The following is a 17160-nucleotide window of genomic DNA, read 5'->3' on the forward strand; positions in this document are numbered from 1 at the left end:
AGTCCGCGGCGAAGGCCTTGGCGCAGACCACGTCCTCGGGGATCGGCACCTCGGCGCCACGCGCCTTCATCGCCGCGATCACGGCCGTGGCTTCACCGAGCAGGTCCGGCTCGGCCAGGCTCTTGCCGATCTTGAGACCCGCGGCCAGCATGAAGGTGTTGGCGATGCCACCGCCGACGATCAGACCATCGACGTTTTTCGCGAGCGATTGCAGGATGGTCAGCTTGGTCGAGACCTTGGAGCCGGCGACGATGGCCACGAGTGGGCGCTTCGGCGCGGCCAGGGCCTTGCCAATCGCATCCATCTCGGCCGCCAGCAGCGGGCCGGCGCAGGCAATGGGTGCGGTCTCGGCGATGCCGTAGGTCGTGCCTTCGGCGCGGTGCGCGGTGCCGAAGGCGTCGTGCACGAAGATGTCGCAGAGCTTGCCCAGCTTGGCGGCCAGCTCGGGCTTGTTCTTCTTCTCGCCCACGTTCAGGCGGCAGTTCTCCAGCAGCACCACCTCGCCGGGGCCGACGGCAAAGCCGCCGTCCACCCAGCCGGACACCAGCCGCACCTCGATGCCGAGCAGGTCGGACAGCCGCCGAGCCACGGGAGAGAGCGAGTCTTCGATCTTGAACGCGCCTTCGGTCGGGCGGCCCAGGTGGGAGGTGACCATCACAGCGGCACCGGCGTCCAGCGCCATCCGTATCGCAGGAATCGAGGCGCGCACGCGCGTGTCCTCGGTGATGTTGCCGTCGTCGTCCATGGGCACATTGAGATCGGCCCGGATGAAGACGCGCTTGCCGCGGGCAAAGCCGCTGCGGCACACGTCGCTGAATCGGAGGAACTTCATGTCGGCTCCCTGGTTCAGTTCGCACCCACGTGCTGCACGAAGCGCATCATGTTGCAGGTGTAGCCGTACTCGTTGTCGTACCAGCTCACCACCTTCACGAAGCTCTTGTCCAGCGCGATGCCGGCGTCCGCGTCGAAGATCGACGGCATGGAACAGCCGCGGAAGTCGGTGGAGACCACCTTGTCGCTGGTGTAGCCCAGCACACCCTTGAGCGGCCCTTCGCTGGCGGCCTTCATCGCGGTACAGATGTCGTCGTAGCTGGCCTCGCTGTTCAGCTCCACCGTCAGGTCCACCACCGACACATCGGAAGTCGGCACGCGAAACGCCATGCCGGTGAGCTTCCTGTTCAGCTCGGGCAGCACCACGCCCACGGCCTTGGCGGCGCCGGTGCTGCTGGGGATGATGTTCTCCAGGATGCCGCGGCCACCGCGCCAGTCCTTGCTGGACGGGCCGTCCACGGTCTTCTGCGTGGCGGTCGCCGCGTGCACCGTGGTCATCAGGCCGCGCTTGATGCCGAAGCGGTCGTTGAGCACCTTGGCCACCGGGGCCAGGCAGTTGGTGGTGCAGGACGCGGCGGAGACGATGGCCTCGCCGGCGTATTTCGCGTGGTTCACGCCGAACACGAACATGGGCGTGTCGTCCTTGGACGGGGCCGACTGCACGACCCTCTTCGCGCCGGCATCGACGTGCTTCTGGCAGCTGTCCTTGGTGAGGAAGAAGCCGGTGGATTCGATCACCACGTCGGCGCCCACCTCGTTCCACTTCAGGTTGGCGGGGTCCTTCTCGGCCGTCAGGCGGATCTTGCGGCCGTTGACCACCAGACTGTTGCCGTCCACGGCCACGGTGCCCTTGAAGCGGCCGTGCACGCTGTCGTATTGCAGCATGTAGGCCAGGTAGTCGGGCTCCAGCAGGTCGTTGATCGCGACCACTTCGATGTCCTTGAACTCCGCTTCCTGCGCCACTGCGCGGAACACCATGCGGCCGATGCGGCCGAATCCGTTGATACCAATCTTGAGGGTCATGTCGTTTGTCTCTGAACGGGGGAGGAAAAAGTGGCGTCAGGCCGAAGCGGCGTTGGCACGCAGGCTCAGCGAGGTGGTCAACGCCGAAAGGTCGGGGATCACGCGGTCGGGCCCGCAGGCCTCGATCGGTTCACCCATGTTGTAGCCATAGGGCAGCGCCCAGACGGCGATACCGGCGTTGCGCGCGGTGGCCACGTCGATGGACGAATCGCCCACGAACAGGGCCCGCTCGCGCGCCACGCCGAAGCGCTGCAGGCAGTCGTCGACGGCGGCCGGATTGGGCTTCTTCACCGGCAGCGTGTCGCCGCTGATGACGCTGTGAAACAGCGGCGTGAGGCCATGCACGTCCAGCACCGTCTGCGTGTAGCGCCCTTCCTTGTTGGTCACCACCGCCAGCTTCACGCCCGCGGCGCGCAGCGCCTCCAGGCTCTCGCGCACCTTCGGATAGAGGTGGCTGCGGGTGCCGCAGCGCGCCTGGTAGTGCCGCCCGAACTCGGCCTCGATGGGGCCGAAGGCGTCGGACGCACGCACCTCGGCCGGTGGAATGTCCACGGCCTGGGCCAGGGCCTTGATCAGCAGCTCGCGCGTGCCGTGCCCGATCCAGTCGTTCACCTGCTGCTGCGCCACGGGCGCATGGCCCAGACCGGTGAGCGTGTCGTTGACCGCATCGGCAATCTCGGGCGCGGTCTCCACCAGGGTGCCGTCCAGGTCGAACAGCACCAGGTCATAGGGGCGGGCATCCATCAGTGGGTCCCCACCACGATGTGCTCGGGCAGTGCTTCTTCGCGGCGGTGGGACGCACGGTGCACCAGGGTGCGCACCGACTCGGCCACGCGCTCGGCCGTGATGCCGAAGTGCTGGTACAGCTCTTTGGCCGGCGCCGATTCGCCGAAGCTCGCGATGCCCACCGCCACGCCGGTGCGGCCCACGTACTTGCGCCAGAAGTCCGGGTGCGCGGCCTCCACCGCCACCGTGGGCAGCGACAGCGGCAGCACCTTGTCCTGGTAGGCCTCGGGCTGGCGGTCGAACACGTTGGTGCTGGGCATGGACACCACGCGGGTGCGCACGCCGTCGGCGACCAGCGCCCTCTGGGCCGCCAGCGCGATCTCGATCTCCGAGCCTGTGGCCACGATCACGGCCTGCGGCTGCTCCATGTCGGACAGGATGTAGCCACCGCGGCGGATCTGCCCTGCGGTGATCTGGCCCGTCACACACGGCAGGTTCTGGCGCGAGAGGCACAGGGCGCTCGGGCCGTCGCGGCGTTCGATCGCGCAGGCCCAGGCGACCGCCGTCTCCAGCCCGTCGGCGGGGCGCCACACGTCCAGGCCGGGAATGAGGCGCAGGCTGGGCACATGCTCCACGCTCTGGTGCGTCGGGCCGTCTTCGCCCAGGCCGATGGAGTCGTGCGTGAACACATGGATCACACGCTGCTTCATCAGTGCCGCCATGCGGATGGCGTTGCGGCTGTAGTCGGAGAACGTGAGGAAGGTGCCACCGTAGGGGATGTAGCCCCCGTGCAGGGCGATGCCGTTCATGATGGCCGCCATGCCGAACTCGCGCACACCGTAGCTCAGGTGGTTGCCCCAGGTGTCGCGGCCCGCCTTCACACAAGCCTTGAAGTTGGTGAGGTTCGAGCCCGTGAGGTCGGCCGATCCTCCGAAGAACTCGGGCACCAGCGGCGCCAGCACATCCAGCGCGTTCTGGCTGGCCTTGCGGGTGGCCACCGGGTCGGTCTTGGCCGCGATGCTCTCGAACAGCGCGGGCAGGCGGGCTTCAAAGTCGGCCGGCAGCTCGCCCGCCACGCGGCGCTCGAACTCGGCCGCCTCGGTGGGGAACTCGGTGCGGTAGGCCTCGAAGCGCTGGCGCCAGGCGCGCTCGGTCTGTGCGCCACGCTCGCGGGCGTTCCAGGCAGCAGCGATGTCGGCCGGGATCTCAAACGGTGCCGTCGTCCAGCCCAGCGCCTCGCGCGTGGCCTGCACCTCGGCCACGCCGAGGGCCGCACCGTGCACGTCGTGCGTGCCGGCCTTGTTGGGCGAACCCATGCCGATCACGGTCTTGCAACAGATCAGCGTGGGCTTGCCATCGGCGCGCGCCCCCTGCTTCCTGGCTGCGACCAGCGCCGCCTCGATGGCCGCCGGGTCGTGCCCGTCCACATTCGGGATCACGTGCCAGCCGTAGGCCTCGAAGCGCCTGGGGGTGTCGTCGGTGAACCAGCCTTCGACGTGTCCGTCGATGGAGATGCCGTTGTCGTCGTAGAAGGCCACCAGCTTCGAGAGGCGCAGCGTGCCTGCGAGCGCGCAGGCCTCGTGGCTGATGCCTTCCATCATGCAGCCGTCGCCCAGGAAGACGTAGGTGAAGTGGTCGACGATGGTGTGGTCTGGCCGGTTGAACTCCTGCGCCAGCAGCTTCTCGGCCAGCGCCATGCCGACGCCGTTGCTGATGCCCTGGCCCAGCGGGCCGGTGGTGGTTTCCACGCCGGGGGTGACGCCCACCTCGGGGTGGCCCGCGGTCTTGCTGTGCAGCTGGCGGAACTTCTTCAGTTCGTCCATCGGCAGGTCGTAGCCGGTGAGGTGCAGCAGCGCGTAGATCAGCATGGAGCCGTGGCCATTGGAGAGCACGAAGCGGTCGCGGTCGGGCCAGTGCGGGTTGGCCGGGTTGTGGCGCAGATGCCGGTTCCACAGCACCTCGGCGATGTCGGCCATGCCCATGGGCGCGCCGGGGTGGCCGGATTTGGCTTTTTCGACAGCGTCCACGGCGAGCATGCGGATGGCGTTGGCCATCTGGCGGGCGAGTTCGGGGGTCGGGTTGTTCATGGTGTGTCTCCTTGTTCTTTTCAACCCAGACCAAGCGCCCGTTTTTTCCGTTCCATCATCCGCCAGATGAAGGGCGTGAAGATGAGCTGCATCGCAATCTCCATCTTGCCGCCAGGCACCACGATGGTGTTGGCGCGGCTCATCCACGAGCCGTTGATCATGGACAGCAGGTACTGGAAGTCGATGCCCTTGGGCTTGGCGAAGCGGATCACCACCATGCTCTCGTCGGCGCTGGGAATGTCGCGCGCGATGAAAGGGTTGGAGGTGTCCACCACCGGCACGCGCTGGAAGTTCACGTGCGTCAGGCCGAACTGCGGAACGATGTAGTTCACGTAGTCGGGCATGCGGCGCAGGATGGTGTCGACCACCGCTTCCTGGCTGTAGCCGCGCTGGGTCTTGTCGCGGATCAGCTTCTGCGTCCATTCGAGGTTGATCGAGGGCACCACGCCGATCAGCAGGTCGGGGTAGCGCGCGATGTCCACGGTGTCGGTCTTCACCGCGCCGTGCAGGCCCTCGTAGAACAGCAGGTCGGTATCGGCCGGAATCTCTTCCCAGGGCGTGAAGGTGCCCGGGTCCTGTTTGTAGGGCGCGGCTTCTTCTGCGTTGTGCAGGTACCTGCGGCACTTGCCGGTGCCGTCGGTGGCGTACTGGCGGAACAGGCCTTCGATCTCCTCGAACAGGTTGCCCTCGGCGCCGAAGTGGCTGAAGTGCTGGTTGCCCTTGGCCTCCTCGTCGGCCATGCGGACCTTCATGGCCTTGCGGTCGTATCGGTGGAAGCTGTCGCCCTCGATGACGGCGGCCGTCAGCTCTTCGCGACGAAAGATGTTCTGGAAGGTGCGCGTCACCGTCGAGGTGCCTGCGCCGCTGGAGCCGGTGATGGCGATGATGGGGTGTCGTTCCGACATGGCTTGTCTCCGAGATGAAAAATGCGGTGCGGGCTCAGGCCCTGAAGAGGCTTCGCTCGGCGAACAGCGGGTTGTCGTCCTTGTAGGCAACCGGTTCGCGGTGGTAGCGCTCGATGCGCTCGACCTCGTGTTTGCTGCCGAAGACCAGGCCGATGCGCTGGTGCAGCGCCGTGGGCTGGACGGTGAGCATGGGCTCGCGGCCGGTGCTGGCCCGGCCGCCGGCCTGTTCCATGATCATGGCGATGGGGTTGGCTTCGTACAGCAGGCGCAGGCGGCCCGGCTTGCTGGTGTCCTTGGTGTCGCGCGGGTACATGAAGACGCCGCCGCGCATCAGGATGCGGTGCGCCTCGGCCACCATGCTGGCAATCCAGCGCATGTTGAAGTCTTTGCCGCGCGGCCCGGTCTTGCCGGCCAGGCACTCGTCCACATAGCGCTTCACCGGCGCTTCCCAGAAGCGCGCGTTGGACGCGTTGATGGCGAACTCCTGTGTGTCTTCCGGCACCTTGAGGTTGGGGTGGGTCAGCATGAACTGGCCCAGGTTCGGGTCCAGCGTGAAACCGGCCACGCCGTTGCCCACCGTCAGCACCAGCATGGTGGTGGGGCCGTAGAGCGCGTAGCCCGCGGCCAGCTGCTGTGTGCCGGGCTGCAGGAAGTCGGCCTCCACCACATCGCGGCCGGAATCGATCACGTCCTGCGGCGCGCGCAGGATGGAGAAGATCGAACCCACCGTGACGTTCACATCGATGTTGCTGGAGCCGTCCAGCGGGTCGAACACCATCAGGTACTTGCCGCGCTGCTGCGCCGCCGGAATCTGGTAGGGCTCATCCATCTCCTCGGAGGCCATGCCCGCGAGGTGCCCGCCCCACTCCGTCATCTCGGTGAAGTAGGCGTTGCTGATCACGTCCAGGCGCTTCTGCTCCTCGCCCTGCACGTTGACACCAGTCGCGACGTCCACCGCCGGGTTGCCCAGCACGGCGCCGAGTTCACCGAAGGCGACCGATCGCGCAATGGCCTTGCAAGCCAGGGCCACGTCCAGCAGCAGGGCGTTGAAGTCGCCGCTGGCGCTGGGGAAGCGGCGGCGTTGTTCGATCAGGTATTGCGTGAGCGTGAAGCGGCGGCGCGTGGTCATGGCAGGCTTTCGGGGGTTTCAGGAATTCGAGGCTTGGGCAGGGGTTCTCAGCGCCGGGCCGCCCCAAGCTGAGAACGCGCCCCCTCGGGGGGCAGCGACTCGCGAAGCGACGGAGCGTGGGGGCTTGCGTTTTGGCGAAGGGTCTGCATCACGTTGCGGTAGCCGCCGTCGTTGTCGGGTGCGCCGAACACGGCGCTGCCGGCCACCAGGGTGTCGGCCCCGGCGGCGACGATCTCGGCGATGTTGTCGACCTTCACGCCGCCGTCCACTTCGAGCCAGATGTCGCGGCCGGTCTCGGCCTTCACCGCGTCGATGCGGCGGCGCGCGGCGCGCAGCTTGTCCAGCGTGGACGGGATGAACTTCTGGCCGCCGAAGCCCGGGTTCACGCTCATCAGCAGCACCAGGTCCAGCTTGTCCATGACGTGGTCCATGAAGGACAGCGGCGTGGCCGGGTTGAACACCAGGCCGGCCTTGCAGCCGTGGTCGCGGATGAGCTGCAGCGTGCGGTCCACATGGCGGCTGGCCTCGGGGTGGAAGCTGATGAGGTTGGCCCCCGCCTTGGCGAACAGCGGGATCAGCGCGTCCACCGGCTCCACCATCAGATGCACGTCGATGCCAATCTGCACGTGCGGGCGGATCGCCTCGCACACCAGCGGCCCGATGGTGAGGTTGGGCACGTAGTGGTTGTCCATCACGTCGAAGTGCACCAGATCGGCCCCGGCGGCTTCGATGGCGCGCACCTCCTCGCCCAGGCGGGCGAAGTCGGCGGACAGGATGGAGGGGGCGATGCGGATGGCGGGCATGGTGGGCAGGTCGGTGGCTGGAAGGGACATCACTGGGCGTGCCATTCGCGCAGCCGCGGCACGCTGACCTGGGTCAGGTCGGCCACGGTGCGCAGCGCACCCTTGAAGTCGTGGTGGGCGGTGAAGCGGTTGGGCGTGACCACGGTCTTCAGACCGGCGGCCGCGGCGGCGCGCAGGCCGTTGGACGAGTCCTCGAAGGCCACGCAGTCGGCGGCGCGGAAGCCCAGGTCGGCCAGCACCTTCATGTAGACCTGTGGGTGCGGCTTCTTGATGGGCGCGTTGCTGGCGTCGCCCACGGCCAGGAAGTGCCCGCGCCAGTCGGGGCCGATGGCGGTGCGCAGCAGGGCCGCGATGTTCACCGGCGAGGTGGTGGTGGCAATGGCCAGCTGCAGGCCCTGGGCGCGGGCCTCGCTCATCAGCGCCAGCACGCCGGGCCGCAGGGTCACGGCGCCCTGCAGGACCGCGTTTTCGTAATAGGCGGTCTTGGTCTCGTGCAGCCGGGCCACCAGGTCCTTCACCGCACCGGCCTCGACCTCCTTGTGATCGGGATTCACGCTGTGCCAGTAGTGCATCAGCCGCTCGCGCCCGCCGGAGATGTCCAGCAGGCGGATGTACTCGTCCACCCCCCAGTGCCAGTCCAACCCCTCCTGGCGGAAGGCGTGGTTGAAGGCTTCGAGGTGCAGGCCCTCGGTGTCGGCCAGCGTGCCGTCAACGTCAAAGATCAGAGCCTTGAGCATGTCCGTTCACCTTTTCATGCAATGGGATTCGAGGGGGTGAAGGGACTGTAGGGCGCATGTCAAATAAGGTAAATTCACATATCGTTGACTTTCACTTAAGCGATCACTTAATGAAGAACGCCACCTTCCGGCAGCTGCGGGTGTTCAACGAGGTGGCCCGCCACCTCAGCTTCGCGCGCGCGGCCGAGGCCCTGCACCTCACGCCGCCGGCGGTCACTATGCAGATCAAGGAGCTGGAGGGCCACGTCGGCCTGCCGCTGTTCGAGCGCTCGGGGCGGCAGGTGGCGCTGACCACGGCCGGCGAGTACATGCTGGTCTACGCACGCAAGGTGCTGGCCACACTCAAGGACGCCGAGGACACCGCCGCGCGCCTCAAGCAGGTGGAGGCGGGGCAGCTGACCATCGGCATGGTCAGCACCGCCAAATACTTCCTGCCGCCGCTGCTGGGCCAGTTCCAGCACGAGCACCCGGGCGTGGAAATCCGGCTGGAGGTGGGCAACCGCGAGCAGTTGGTGAAGATGCTGCAGGGCAACGAGGTGGACATCGCCATCATGGGCCGACCGCCCCGCGAACTGGCCACCCGCGTCGAGCCTTTTGCGGCCCACCCGCACGTGTTTGTGGCGCCGGTGGACCACCCGCTGCTCAAGATCGGCCACCCCACGGTGGAGAGCCTGCAGCCCTACGGCTTCATCCTGCGCGAGCGGGGTTCGGGCACGCGGGCGGCGATGGAGAAGTTCCTGGAAAAGTCGCGCATGGAACCGCGCGTGGTGATGGAGATGGGCAGCAACGAGACCATCAAGCAGGCGGTGATGGCCGGCATGGGCATCAGCTTCCTCTCGCTGCACACCATCGGGCTCGAACTCGAGCACGGCCTGATCGCCATCCTCGACGTGGAGGGCACGCCCATCGTGCGCGCCTGGAACGTGGTGCACACGCTCTCCAAGCTGCTCTCACCCTCGGCCGAGGCCTTCCGCTACTTCATGCTTGAACACGCCGAGCGCCACCTGGCCGACAAATACGGCCGCCATCTGCGACTGCTGCCGGCGGGCTGAGCGCAGCGCCTCAGAGCGGTTCGACGCGCGAGAGGTCGGGCCGTTCCAGCCACTGGGCGAACTCGTCGGCCAGTTGTTCGGCCGCCGCGGTCGCGCCGTTCCACACCTTCATGCGGCCCGCCAGGTCCTGGCCGTAGCGGGTGAAGTCGTTGCGGTCGGGCAGCTTGCCCTCGGGCAGGGTGCGCACCCAGGCGGGGTCGGGCGCGATCACCAGCATGCGGTCCAGCGCGTGGCTGGCCACATGCCGCCGCTTCCAGGCCTTGTCCAGCCAGCCCGGCACCACCGCTTTCTGGAAGTGCGGGTAAAGCACGATGGGCGACGCATCCGGCGTGCGGTAGTGCAGGTGCAGGTGGTAGTCGGTGATGCCACCGTCCCAGTAGGCGCCGGCTGGTGCGCCCGGGATGTGCTGCACCGGCCGCAGCACGAAGGGAATGGAGCAGCTGGCCTGCAGCGCCGGCATGAAGTTCTCGGCGCTGAGCGGAATCTGGCGGGTGCGGAAGTCGTCGGTGGCGAACGGCAGCGCCACCGAGTGGCCCGAGCGCGCCGAGGAGAACACCACCCGCTCCAGCCAAGCTCCGAGCGCCTTGCGGCCCACCGCGTTGCTGACGAAGGCGCCCAGGTAACCCAGCGGCGTGCGCAGGGCACCGTCGCGCGCGAGCACATGGCGTCCGCGCGAGGCCACCAGATGCAGGCGGTAGCGCGGGTGCGCCAGCACCTCGTTCACACGGCCGCCATAGAAGCGCTGTAAGTTGTTCGCGAACTGCCCGCTGATCTGGTCGGGCGTGGCGCGCTTCTTTCCGGGTGGCAGCTCGAAGTGCTGGGCGATGTAGGCGCGCTGCAACGCCAGCAGCGCCGCCGCGGGGTCGTCCAGGCAGGCGGTGGCCATGCGCCACGCGCCGATGGACGCGCCCACCAGGTCGACAGGCTGCGCGCTGCGCGGCAGCCACTGGCCGAAAATGAAGCGGTCCAGCGGACCGAGGATCAGCCCCTTGGGGCCGCCCGCCGCGGCGGGAATGGCGCCGATGTCCTGCGGGCGCAGGCCCTGCTCGCGCAGGTGGCGCAATGCCGCGGGCCCGGCGTAGAAGCGCAATGAGGGTGTGGACACAGATTCGGGCGGCACCGGGTTAACCCGGACGCCGTTGACAGCAGAGTGACAGACGAGGGAACTGAAATGCCGATTGGAACCGAAACCCGAGGAGACACGCGCATGCATAGACGACAGCTCTTGCTCGCCGGGGCGGCCAGCGCCGCCGCTTTCCATCCGGTGCTGCGCGCGCAGGCACCCGCGGGCGCGGCCCCAAAGCCGCTGGCGTCCATGCGCATCTACATCCCCGGTGGCGAGGGCGGCGGCTGGGACCAGACCGGCCGCGCACTCGGCGCCTCCATCCAGGCCGCCGGCCTGGCCAGCAAGATCAGCTACGAGAACAAGGGCGGCAAGGGCGGCACCATCGGCCTGGCCGACTTCGTGGCCCGCTACAACAGCGACCCCGGCGCCCTGCTGGTCGGCGGCATGGTGATGCTGGGCGCGATCGCGGTCGGCCGCCCCGAGGTGACGCTGGCCCAGGTCAGCCCGGTGGCCCGGCTCACCAACGACTACATGGTGCTGGTGGCCAAGACCGGCTCACAGCCGGCCACCATGGCCGCGCTGGTGGAAGCCATGCGCAAGGACCTCGGCAAGGTCGCCTTCACCGGCGGCTCGGCCGGTGGCGTCGACCACATGCTCGCGGGCATGATCGCCCGCCAGCTTCGCGTGGACGTGACCAAGCTGAAGTACCTGCCCACCGCCAGCGGCCGCGAAGCCACGGCACTGCTGGACAAGGGCGAGGCCCAGGTGGCGATTTCCAGCTACAGCGAGTTCCAGGCCGACATCGAGAGCAAGGCGCTCACGCCGCTGGCGATTTCTTCGCGCCGCACGCTCTACGGCGTGCCCTCGCTCACCGAACAGGGCGTCAACACCGAGCTGGGCAACTGGCGCGCGGTGTTCGGCCCCGGCCAGGTGTCCGAGGCCGACCGCGAGAACCTGCGGCGCATCGTGGTCACGGCCACGCAGCACCCCTCGTGGATCCAGTCGCTTCAGGAGAAGAAGTGGCTCGGCGCGCTGCAACACGGCAAGGACTTTGCCGACCAGCTCACCATCGAGCAGGCCATCGCCAGCGCGGTGACCATGATGCTGCGCCTCAAGAGCTGAGGCAGCGCGCGCGCGGCCTCAGTCGCCGTGCGCGACGGCTTCCTCGCGCGTCAGCGAGGGAATCTCCTCGCCGATCACGATGTCCGGGTCGATGCCCAGCACCAGCCCCACCGGGTCGGGGTAGGTGTTGATCAGTGCCTCGCTGCCCAGCGACAGCTCGGCCGCCCGCGCGCGCCACGACGCGATGTGGATCACGCCGGCGATGGGCTCGTAGACGTCGTTGTCGAACGGCGCCACCTGGTGCTCGATCGAGTCGATCATCTTCTTGGGAAACTTCCACTCGCGCGCCAGCGCCGCGCCCACCTCGGCGTAGCTGTAGCCGAACAGACCGCGCTCGGCGCGCGCCCGCTTGAGGTCGAGCATGGGAATGCTGCGGTCCAGGTCGATCATGGCCTCGGGCATGCCAGCGTGCATCACCAGCTCGCCGATGCAGTGGATCAGGCCGGCGGTGAACGCCGTGCTCTCGTCCATGCGCAGCGGCAGCGCGATGTAGCGCGAGAGGTTGGCGCTGTTGAGGCTGTAGCGCCAGAACTGGTTGAGGTTCATGCCGCCGACGGCGTGAAAGCCGTCGCCCAGAGCCGCGCCGATCACCAGCGCGCGCACCTTGATGAGCCCCATCACGTTGATGGCGTCGCGCGCCGTGGTCACCGAACGGTGCAGGCCGAAAAAGGCCGAGTTCGCCATCTTCAGCAGCTTGGCCGTGAGAACCGGGTCGTCCTCGATCAGGGACGCAGCCTTGAGAAGGTCCACATCATCCTGCTCGAAGGTTTCCATCAGCTTGCGGACCACCTTGGGGGCAGAAGGCAGGGCGTTGGGCTGCTTCAGGAGTTTTTCGAGCTGCATGGCAGACATCCTTTTTGAACAAACCGCCGTTGGTTTTCAGTAATTTCGACGGCACCAGCCAGGACTTGAGTCAGCAGCCGGTCAGGAGATAAAAGCGCCCAGCGCCTGTGAGAAAGACCACTCGGACGGGTCCTTGCCCAGCACGCTGTCCAGGTCCAGGCCCAGGGTCAGGCCGACCATGTCGGGGAAAGTGGCAGCCAGCCCGTTGTCGTCCAGCTGCAGCTCCTGGGCGCGCGCGCGCCAGGACGCCAGGTGCAGCAGACCGGCCAGCGGGTCGTAGGACTCGCCCTCGAACGGGGTGAACTGGTTGGACAGGGCAGACACCATCTCTTCCGGGAACTGCCACCTCTCGGCCATGCCGGCGCCCACTTCGGCGTAGGTGTAGCCCAGCATCGCGCGTTCGGCGGCGGCGCGGTTGAGGTCCAGCGGCGGGGTGCTGAAGTCCAGCGGTTGCATGCGGTCGGGCATGGCGATGTGCATCACCAGGATGCCGATGGCGTGGATCAGGCCCGCCGTGAAGGCGTTGCCCTGGTTCTGATGCAGCAGCCCGGCCAGCGACTTGGCGATGTCCGCCGCCTGCAGGCTGTAGCGCCAGAACTGTGTGAGGTCGATGCCGGGCACGCTCTTGAAGCTGCCGCCCAGCGCCGCTGCCATGACCAGCGAGCGCACATGCGTCATGCCCAGCAGGGACACCGCCTCGTCGGCACTGCCGATCTTGCGGCTGACCCGGAAAAACGCGGAATTGGACAGGCGCAGCACGCGGGTGGTGAGCGCCGGGTCGCGGCTGATCAGTTCCCCGACCCGCTTGGGGCTCGGGTCTTCCTTGTTCATCTCGGCCAGCAGGTCCGAGACGGCGCGCGGCATCGCCGGCAGGGCGCGGGGGTAATTGAGAAGGGCCTCGAGTTCCATGGTCTGAAGTCCAAGGTCTTGGTGGATCGGTCTGATCTCTGTATCGACCAACCCGCCCCCGACTTGAGGCCCGCCCGCCCTCTCCCGCCCACCCCTCAGCGGCGGATCAGCGCTTGTTCAGGCCCTGCAGTTTGGCGAACGCCGAAGCCATGGCGCCGCCGGCTTCGGGCTGGCGCTGGCCACCGCCCTGCCCGCCCGTGTAGCCGCCCGCATGCCCGCCACGCGGGCCGCCCCGCGAGGGCTCAAACCGGTTGTCGCGCTGGCCGTCCTTGCGGGCCGGCGCGGCGTCCAGCTTCATGGTCAGGCTGATGCGCTTGCGCGCCACATCCACTTCCAGCACCTTGACCTTGACGATGTCGCCGGTCTTGACCACCTCACGCGCGTCGTTGACGAACTTGTGGCTCAGCTGGCTGACGTGGATCAGCCCGTCCTGGTGCACGCCCAGATCGACAAAAGCGCCGAATTGCGCGACGTTGGACACCGTTCCTTCCAGGATCATGCCTTCCTTGAGGTCGGCGATGTCGTCCACGCCCTCGTTGAAGCGCGCCACCTGGAAGTCCGGGCGCGGGTCGCGGCCCGGCTTTTCCAGCTCGCCCAGGATGTCCTTGACCGTGATGACGCCGAACTTCTCGTTGGCGAACAGTTCGGGCCGCAGGGTCTTGAGCATGTCGGCCCGACCCATCAGGTTGGCCACCGGCTGGCCGGTCTTTTCAATGATCTGCTCGACGACAGGATAGGTTTCCGGGTGCACGCCGGTCATGTCCAGCGGGTTGTCGCCGTCGCGGATGCGCAAAAAGCCCGCCGCCAGCTCAAAGGTCTTGGCGCCCAGGCCGCTGACTTCCAGCAGCTGCTGGCGGCTCTTGAACGCGCCGTGCGTCTCACGCCAGCGCACCACCGCCTTGGCCACCGAGCCCGACAGGCCCGACACGCGGGTCAGCAGCGGCACGCTGGCCGTGTTCAGGTCCACGCCCACACCGTTCACGCAGTCTTCCACCACCGCGTCCAGCGTGCGCGCCAGCTCGCTCTGGTTCACGTCGTGCTGGTACTGGCCCACGCCAATGCTCTTGGGGTCGATCTTCACCAGCTCGGCCAGCGGGTCCTGCAGGCGGCGGGCAATCGACGCCGCGCCGCGCAGGCTCACGTCCACGTCCGGCATCTCCAGCGCCGCAAACTCGCTGGCGGAATAGACCGAGGCGCCCGCCTCGCTCACCACCACCTTCTGCACGCCCTCGATGCCCGCCTTGGCCAGCATCTTGATCAGGTCGCCCGCCAGCTTGTCGGTCTCGCGGCTGGCGGTGCCGTTGCCAATCGCGATCAGCTGCACGCCGTGCTGGCGGCACAGCAGCGCCAGCGTGTGCAGCGCGCCGTCCCAGTCGCGGCGCGGCTCGTGCGGGTACACCGTGTTCGTCGCCACCAGCTTGCCGGTAGCGTCCACCACCGCCACCTTCACCCCCGTGCGGATGCCCGGGTCCAGGCCCATCACCGCCTTCTGGCCGGCGGGCGCGGCCAGCAGCAGGTCGCGCAGGTTGTCGGCAAACACCTTGATCGCCACCGCCTCGGCGCTCTCGCGCAGGCGGGTGAACAGGTCGCGCTCGGTGGAGAGGCTCAGCTTCACGCGCCAGGTCCAGGCCACGCACTTGCGGATCAGGTCGTCCGCCTTGCGGCCCTGGTGGCTCCAGCCCAGGTGCAGCGCGATCTTGCCTTCGGCCAAGGACGGTTTCCCCGGCTCCGGCATCTCGGGCAACACCAGCTTGGCGTCCAGGATCTCCAGCGCCCGGCCGCGGAACACCGCCAGCGCCCGGTGCGACGGCACCCGGCCGATCGGCTCGTCGTATTCAAAATAGTCGCGGAACTTGGCCACGTCGGCGTTGTTCTCGTCCTTGCCGGCCACCAGCTTGCTCTGCAGCAGGCCCTCGGTCCACAGCCACTCGCGCAGGCTTTGCACCAGCGCCGGGTCTTCGGCCCAGCGTTCGCTCAGGATGTCGCGCACCCCGTCCAGCACCGCCTGCGGCGTCGAGAAGTCCGCGCCCGGCTTGCCGTCGTCCAGCACCTCGGGCGGCTTGGTGAAGGCGGCCGCTTCGGCCAGCGGATCCAGCGTCGGGTCGGCAAACAGCTTGTCGGCCAGCGGCTCGATGCCGAATTCGCGGGCGATCTGCCCCTTGGTGCGGCGCTTGAGCTTGAACGGCAGGTAGATGTCTTCCAGCTCCTGCTTGGTCGGCGCGTTGGCAATCGCCACGCGCAGCGCGTCGGTCAGCTTGCCCTGCTCGTCAATGGCCTTTAGCACCGCACCACGGCGGTCTTCCAGCTCGCGCAGGTAACCCAGGCGGTACTCCAGCTCGCGCAGCTGGGTGTCGTCCAGCCCGCCGGTCACTTCCTTGCGGTAGCGAGCGATGAAGGGCACCGTCGCCCCCCCGTCCAGCAACTCCACCGCAGCCAGCACCTGCCGCGGCTCAACCCGGATCTCCTGCGCGATCTGCGCGATGATTTTCTGCATGTCCCAAGGGGCGCCAGCGGCCCGGTTTCAAACGAAGCGGGCGAGTTTGCCACAGGGGTGGGAGGCGCCTTGCTCCCCCAGAAGCACCATCAGGAACCAAACAAGCGGTCTGCCAGCGCCTTGGCTCGCGCCTGACCTTCAGGTGTCAATCGGGCCGACTCCGCACGTCCCCTCGGGTCGGAAATCCAGCCTTGGTCCGCCTGCGACTGCATCACGTCGAAATCAAACCGTTTCCATGCCCGATCGTCTTCGAATTCGAATGCGCCAAACAACGCAAGCACCGTCTCTTCGATTTTTTTGGGTCGTGCATGGCCATTTCGAGGCATATTAATTATCGTCTTCTCGATGGAAGAACAAGAACTCGAGGCACCTATCTTGATGCCAAGCCGTAATTGATTGCGTACTCCTTGAGTTTCTCAAGAACATAGATTGCCAACTTGTTATTTGTGGACTCGGAAGCGGCCTTGTGGTGAAACTCAAGGGCAATGGTAGGCCTACCGGGCTCCTTAAAGGTGGCATCAGTTTGCAGCCCTGGAACCAGGGAGTTTTCGAGCATCAGCGATGGCAGCACCGCTCCCGACTCAGCAGCAAGTTTGAGGACAGCATCGTTTAATGCGCGATGCTTTCGTTCGGACTGCGCCTGAATTCTTGAGAACGATAGGAAAGTCTCATCTTTCACACTCGACCCGTACTCTCGGTTGTCCAGCGCATCCCCGGCTAGATACTTAAATAGTTCGGACGACTCCATAACCCGCTTAGCGTTTCCACGGTCGGCCCGAACCCCTTCAACCAGCGCCTTCAGATCGGAATCACCGTGTTGAAGCACAGCGTGCACAACCGTGGAGGCGGAAACGGAAACAAGCTGTGCGTTAAATAGCGCGATTACGTGCGGTAAGGCTGAGCGCAAGCTTGTTGATCGATTTCCCCACCACTCAGCAACATTCGATTGCTTTGTGTACATCAAGAGGCGCGATGCCTCGATGTAGTAGCTGTCTGCGCGCCTGATCGATCGCGTGACCTCTCGAATCTTCGGTTCGCCCGAACTGATGGCTATCACAACGGTAGGAAATTCAACACCCATCTCACCTACATCGAAACGGGTAGCAATTAGAGTCTGAAGATCATCAAGAAAAACTCCAATTCGTTCTGCCTTATCGACAAGCGCAGTTACTTCCGTGTCTGAAATTGCTGCATCTTCAAGTCGCCAGTTCGCGACTTGAAGAAGCTTTTCTAAGACAAGTATGAATCGCTGCTTGGAGATGCCGTTCAGTTGAATTTGCGGCGCGATTCCAAAAGCGCTTCTACCACCAACTCGCTCCAAGAGTTGAATGAGCTTTCCCGAGAAAGTTGTGTCGGTTACCGGCCATATGATGAGAAGGTCTTTCCGTGCTCGCAGTAGACCGTTAAGTGCGCCCAAAAAGGTTTGGTACTCG

Annotated in this window: 16 protein-coding genes; 2 read left to right on the top strand and 14 right to left on the bottom strand. The window is 66.5% G+C overall.

The genetic code is table 11. From position 1 onward, the window contains the following. The 8 genes from pgk to HFL01S_RS24070 all read right to left on the bottom strand — a co-directional run. Positions 1 to 832: phosphoglycerate kinase (pgk, locus tag HFL01S_RS24035; protein ID WP_066263809.1), on the bottom strand; the 832-nt coding region annotated here is incomplete at its 3' end. Positions 833 to 846: 14 nt separating this feature from the next. After that, complete coding sequence (gene gap / locus HFL01S_RS24040) at positions 847 to 1854, bottom strand: type I glyceraldehyde-3-phosphate dehydrogenase (protein WP_066263811.1); 1008 nt, start codon at positions 1852 to 1854, stop codon at positions 847 to 849. A 36-nt stretch (positions 1855 to 1890) separates the two neighbouring features. After that, positions 1891 to 2598 (bottom strand): phosphoglycolate phosphatase, encoded by a 708-nt coding sequence (gene gph / locus HFL01S_RS24045; RefSeq protein ID WP_066263816.1) that lies wholly within the window; start codon positions 2596 to 2598, stop codon positions 1891 to 1893. After that, a complete protein-coding gene (gene tkt, locus HFL01S_RS24050; protein ID WP_066263818.1) occupies positions 2598 to 4667 on the bottom strand; it encodes a transketolase in 2070 nt (689 codons plus the stop codon). The genes gph and tkt overlap by 1 nt, the downstream gene beginning before the upstream one ends. A 20-nt stretch (positions 4668 to 4687) precedes the next feature. Further along, entirely contained in the window at positions 4688 to 5572 is an 885-nt protein-coding gene (locus HFL01S_RS24055) for a phosphoribulokinase (protein ID WP_066263819.1), read from the bottom strand. 34 nt (positions 5573 to 5606) lie between these two features. Continuing rightward, entirely contained in the window at positions 5607 to 6701 is a 1095-nt protein-coding gene (locus HFL01S_RS24060; RefSeq protein WP_066263821.1) for a class 1 fructose-bisphosphatase, read from the bottom strand. 47 nt (positions 6702 to 6748) lie between these two features. Next, positions 6749 to 7534 carry a ribulose-phosphate 3-epimerase gene (gene rpe, locus HFL01S_RS24065; protein ID WP_084383619.1) on the bottom strand — a complete coding sequence of 262 codons (786 nt, stop codon included), beginning with the start codon at positions 7532 to 7534 and terminating at the stop codon, positions 6749 to 6751. Next, the gene (locus HFL01S_RS24070) at positions 7534 to 8241 is read right to left on the bottom strand and encodes an HAD-IA family hydrolase (protein WP_066263824.1); all 708 of its coding nucleotides are present in this window, start codon (positions 8239 to 8241) and stop codon (positions 7534 to 7536) included. The genes rpe and HFL01S_RS24070 overlap by 1 nt, the downstream gene beginning before the upstream one ends. A gap of 110 nt (positions 8242 to 8351) precedes the next feature. On the opposite strand from HFL01S_RS24070, the gene HFL01S_RS24075 reads away from it, so the two are divergent. Next, positions 8352 to 9293 carry a LysR family transcriptional regulator gene (locus HFL01S_RS24075; RefSeq protein WP_066263829.1) on the top strand — a complete coding sequence of 314 codons (942 nt, stop codon included), beginning with the start codon at positions 8352 to 8354 and terminating at the stop codon, positions 9291 to 9293. A gap of 10 nt (positions 9294 to 9303) precedes the next feature. Here the strand turns inward: HFL01S_RS24075 and HFL01S_RS24080 are convergent, their stop codons facing one another. Continuing rightward, positions 9304 to 10398 carry a patatin-like phospholipase family protein gene (locus tag HFL01S_RS24080; RefSeq protein WP_066263832.1) on the bottom strand — a complete coding sequence of 365 codons (1095 nt, stop codon included), beginning with the start codon at positions 10396 to 10398 and terminating at the stop codon, positions 9304 to 9306. 102 nt (positions 10399 to 10500) lie between these two features. On the opposite strand from HFL01S_RS24080, the gene HFL01S_RS24085 reads away from it, so the two are divergent. Further along, positions 10501 to 11481 (top strand): Bug family tripartite tricarboxylate transporter substrate binding protein, encoded by a 981-nt coding sequence (locus tag HFL01S_RS24085; RefSeq protein ID WP_169802377.1) that lies wholly within the window; start codon positions 10501 to 10503, stop codon positions 11479 to 11481. 18 nt (positions 11482 to 11499) lie between these two features. Here HFL01S_RS24085 and HFL01S_RS24090 read toward each other — a convergent pair whose 3' ends face one another. From HFL01S_RS24090 to HFL01S_RS25475, 5 genes are all read right to left on the bottom strand, one after another. Beyond that, positions 11500 to 12324: an HDOD domain-containing protein gene (locus HFL01S_RS24090; RefSeq protein WP_066263846.1), complete on the bottom strand. Its 825-nt coding sequence runs from the start codon at positions 12322 to 12324 to the stop codon at positions 11500 to 11502. A gap of 81 nt (positions 12325 to 12405) precedes the next feature. Beyond that, complete coding sequence (locus tag HFL01S_RS24095) at positions 12406 to 13233, bottom strand: HDOD domain-containing protein (protein WP_066263837.1); 828 nt, start codon at positions 13231 to 13233, stop codon at positions 12406 to 12408. Between the two features lie 106 nt (positions 13234 to 13339). Next, positions 13340 to 15727 (bottom strand): Tex family protein, encoded by a 2388-nt coding sequence (locus HFL01S_RS24100; RefSeq protein WP_066263839.1) that lies wholly within the window; start codon positions 15725 to 15727, stop codon positions 13340 to 13342. Between the two features lie 89 nt (positions 15728 to 15816). After that, on the bottom strand, positions 15817 to 16053 hold the full coding sequence (locus tag HFL01S_RS24935; protein ID WP_084383621.1) for a DUF6429 family protein: 237 nt from the start codon (positions 16051 to 16053) through the stop codon (positions 15817 to 15819). A gap of 44 nt (positions 16054 to 16097) precedes the next feature. Further along, positions 16098 to 17160 (bottom strand): hypothetical protein (locus HFL01S_RS25475; RefSeq protein ID WP_169802378.1); only part of this gene is annotated, 1063 nt, incomplete at its 5' end.

Source organism: Hydrogenophaga flava NBRC 102514 (assembly GCF_001571145.1).
In the GTDB taxonomy this organism is placed as follows: Bacteria; Pseudomonadota; Gammaproteobacteria; order Burkholderiales; family Burkholderiaceae_C; genus Hydrogenophaga; species Hydrogenophaga flava.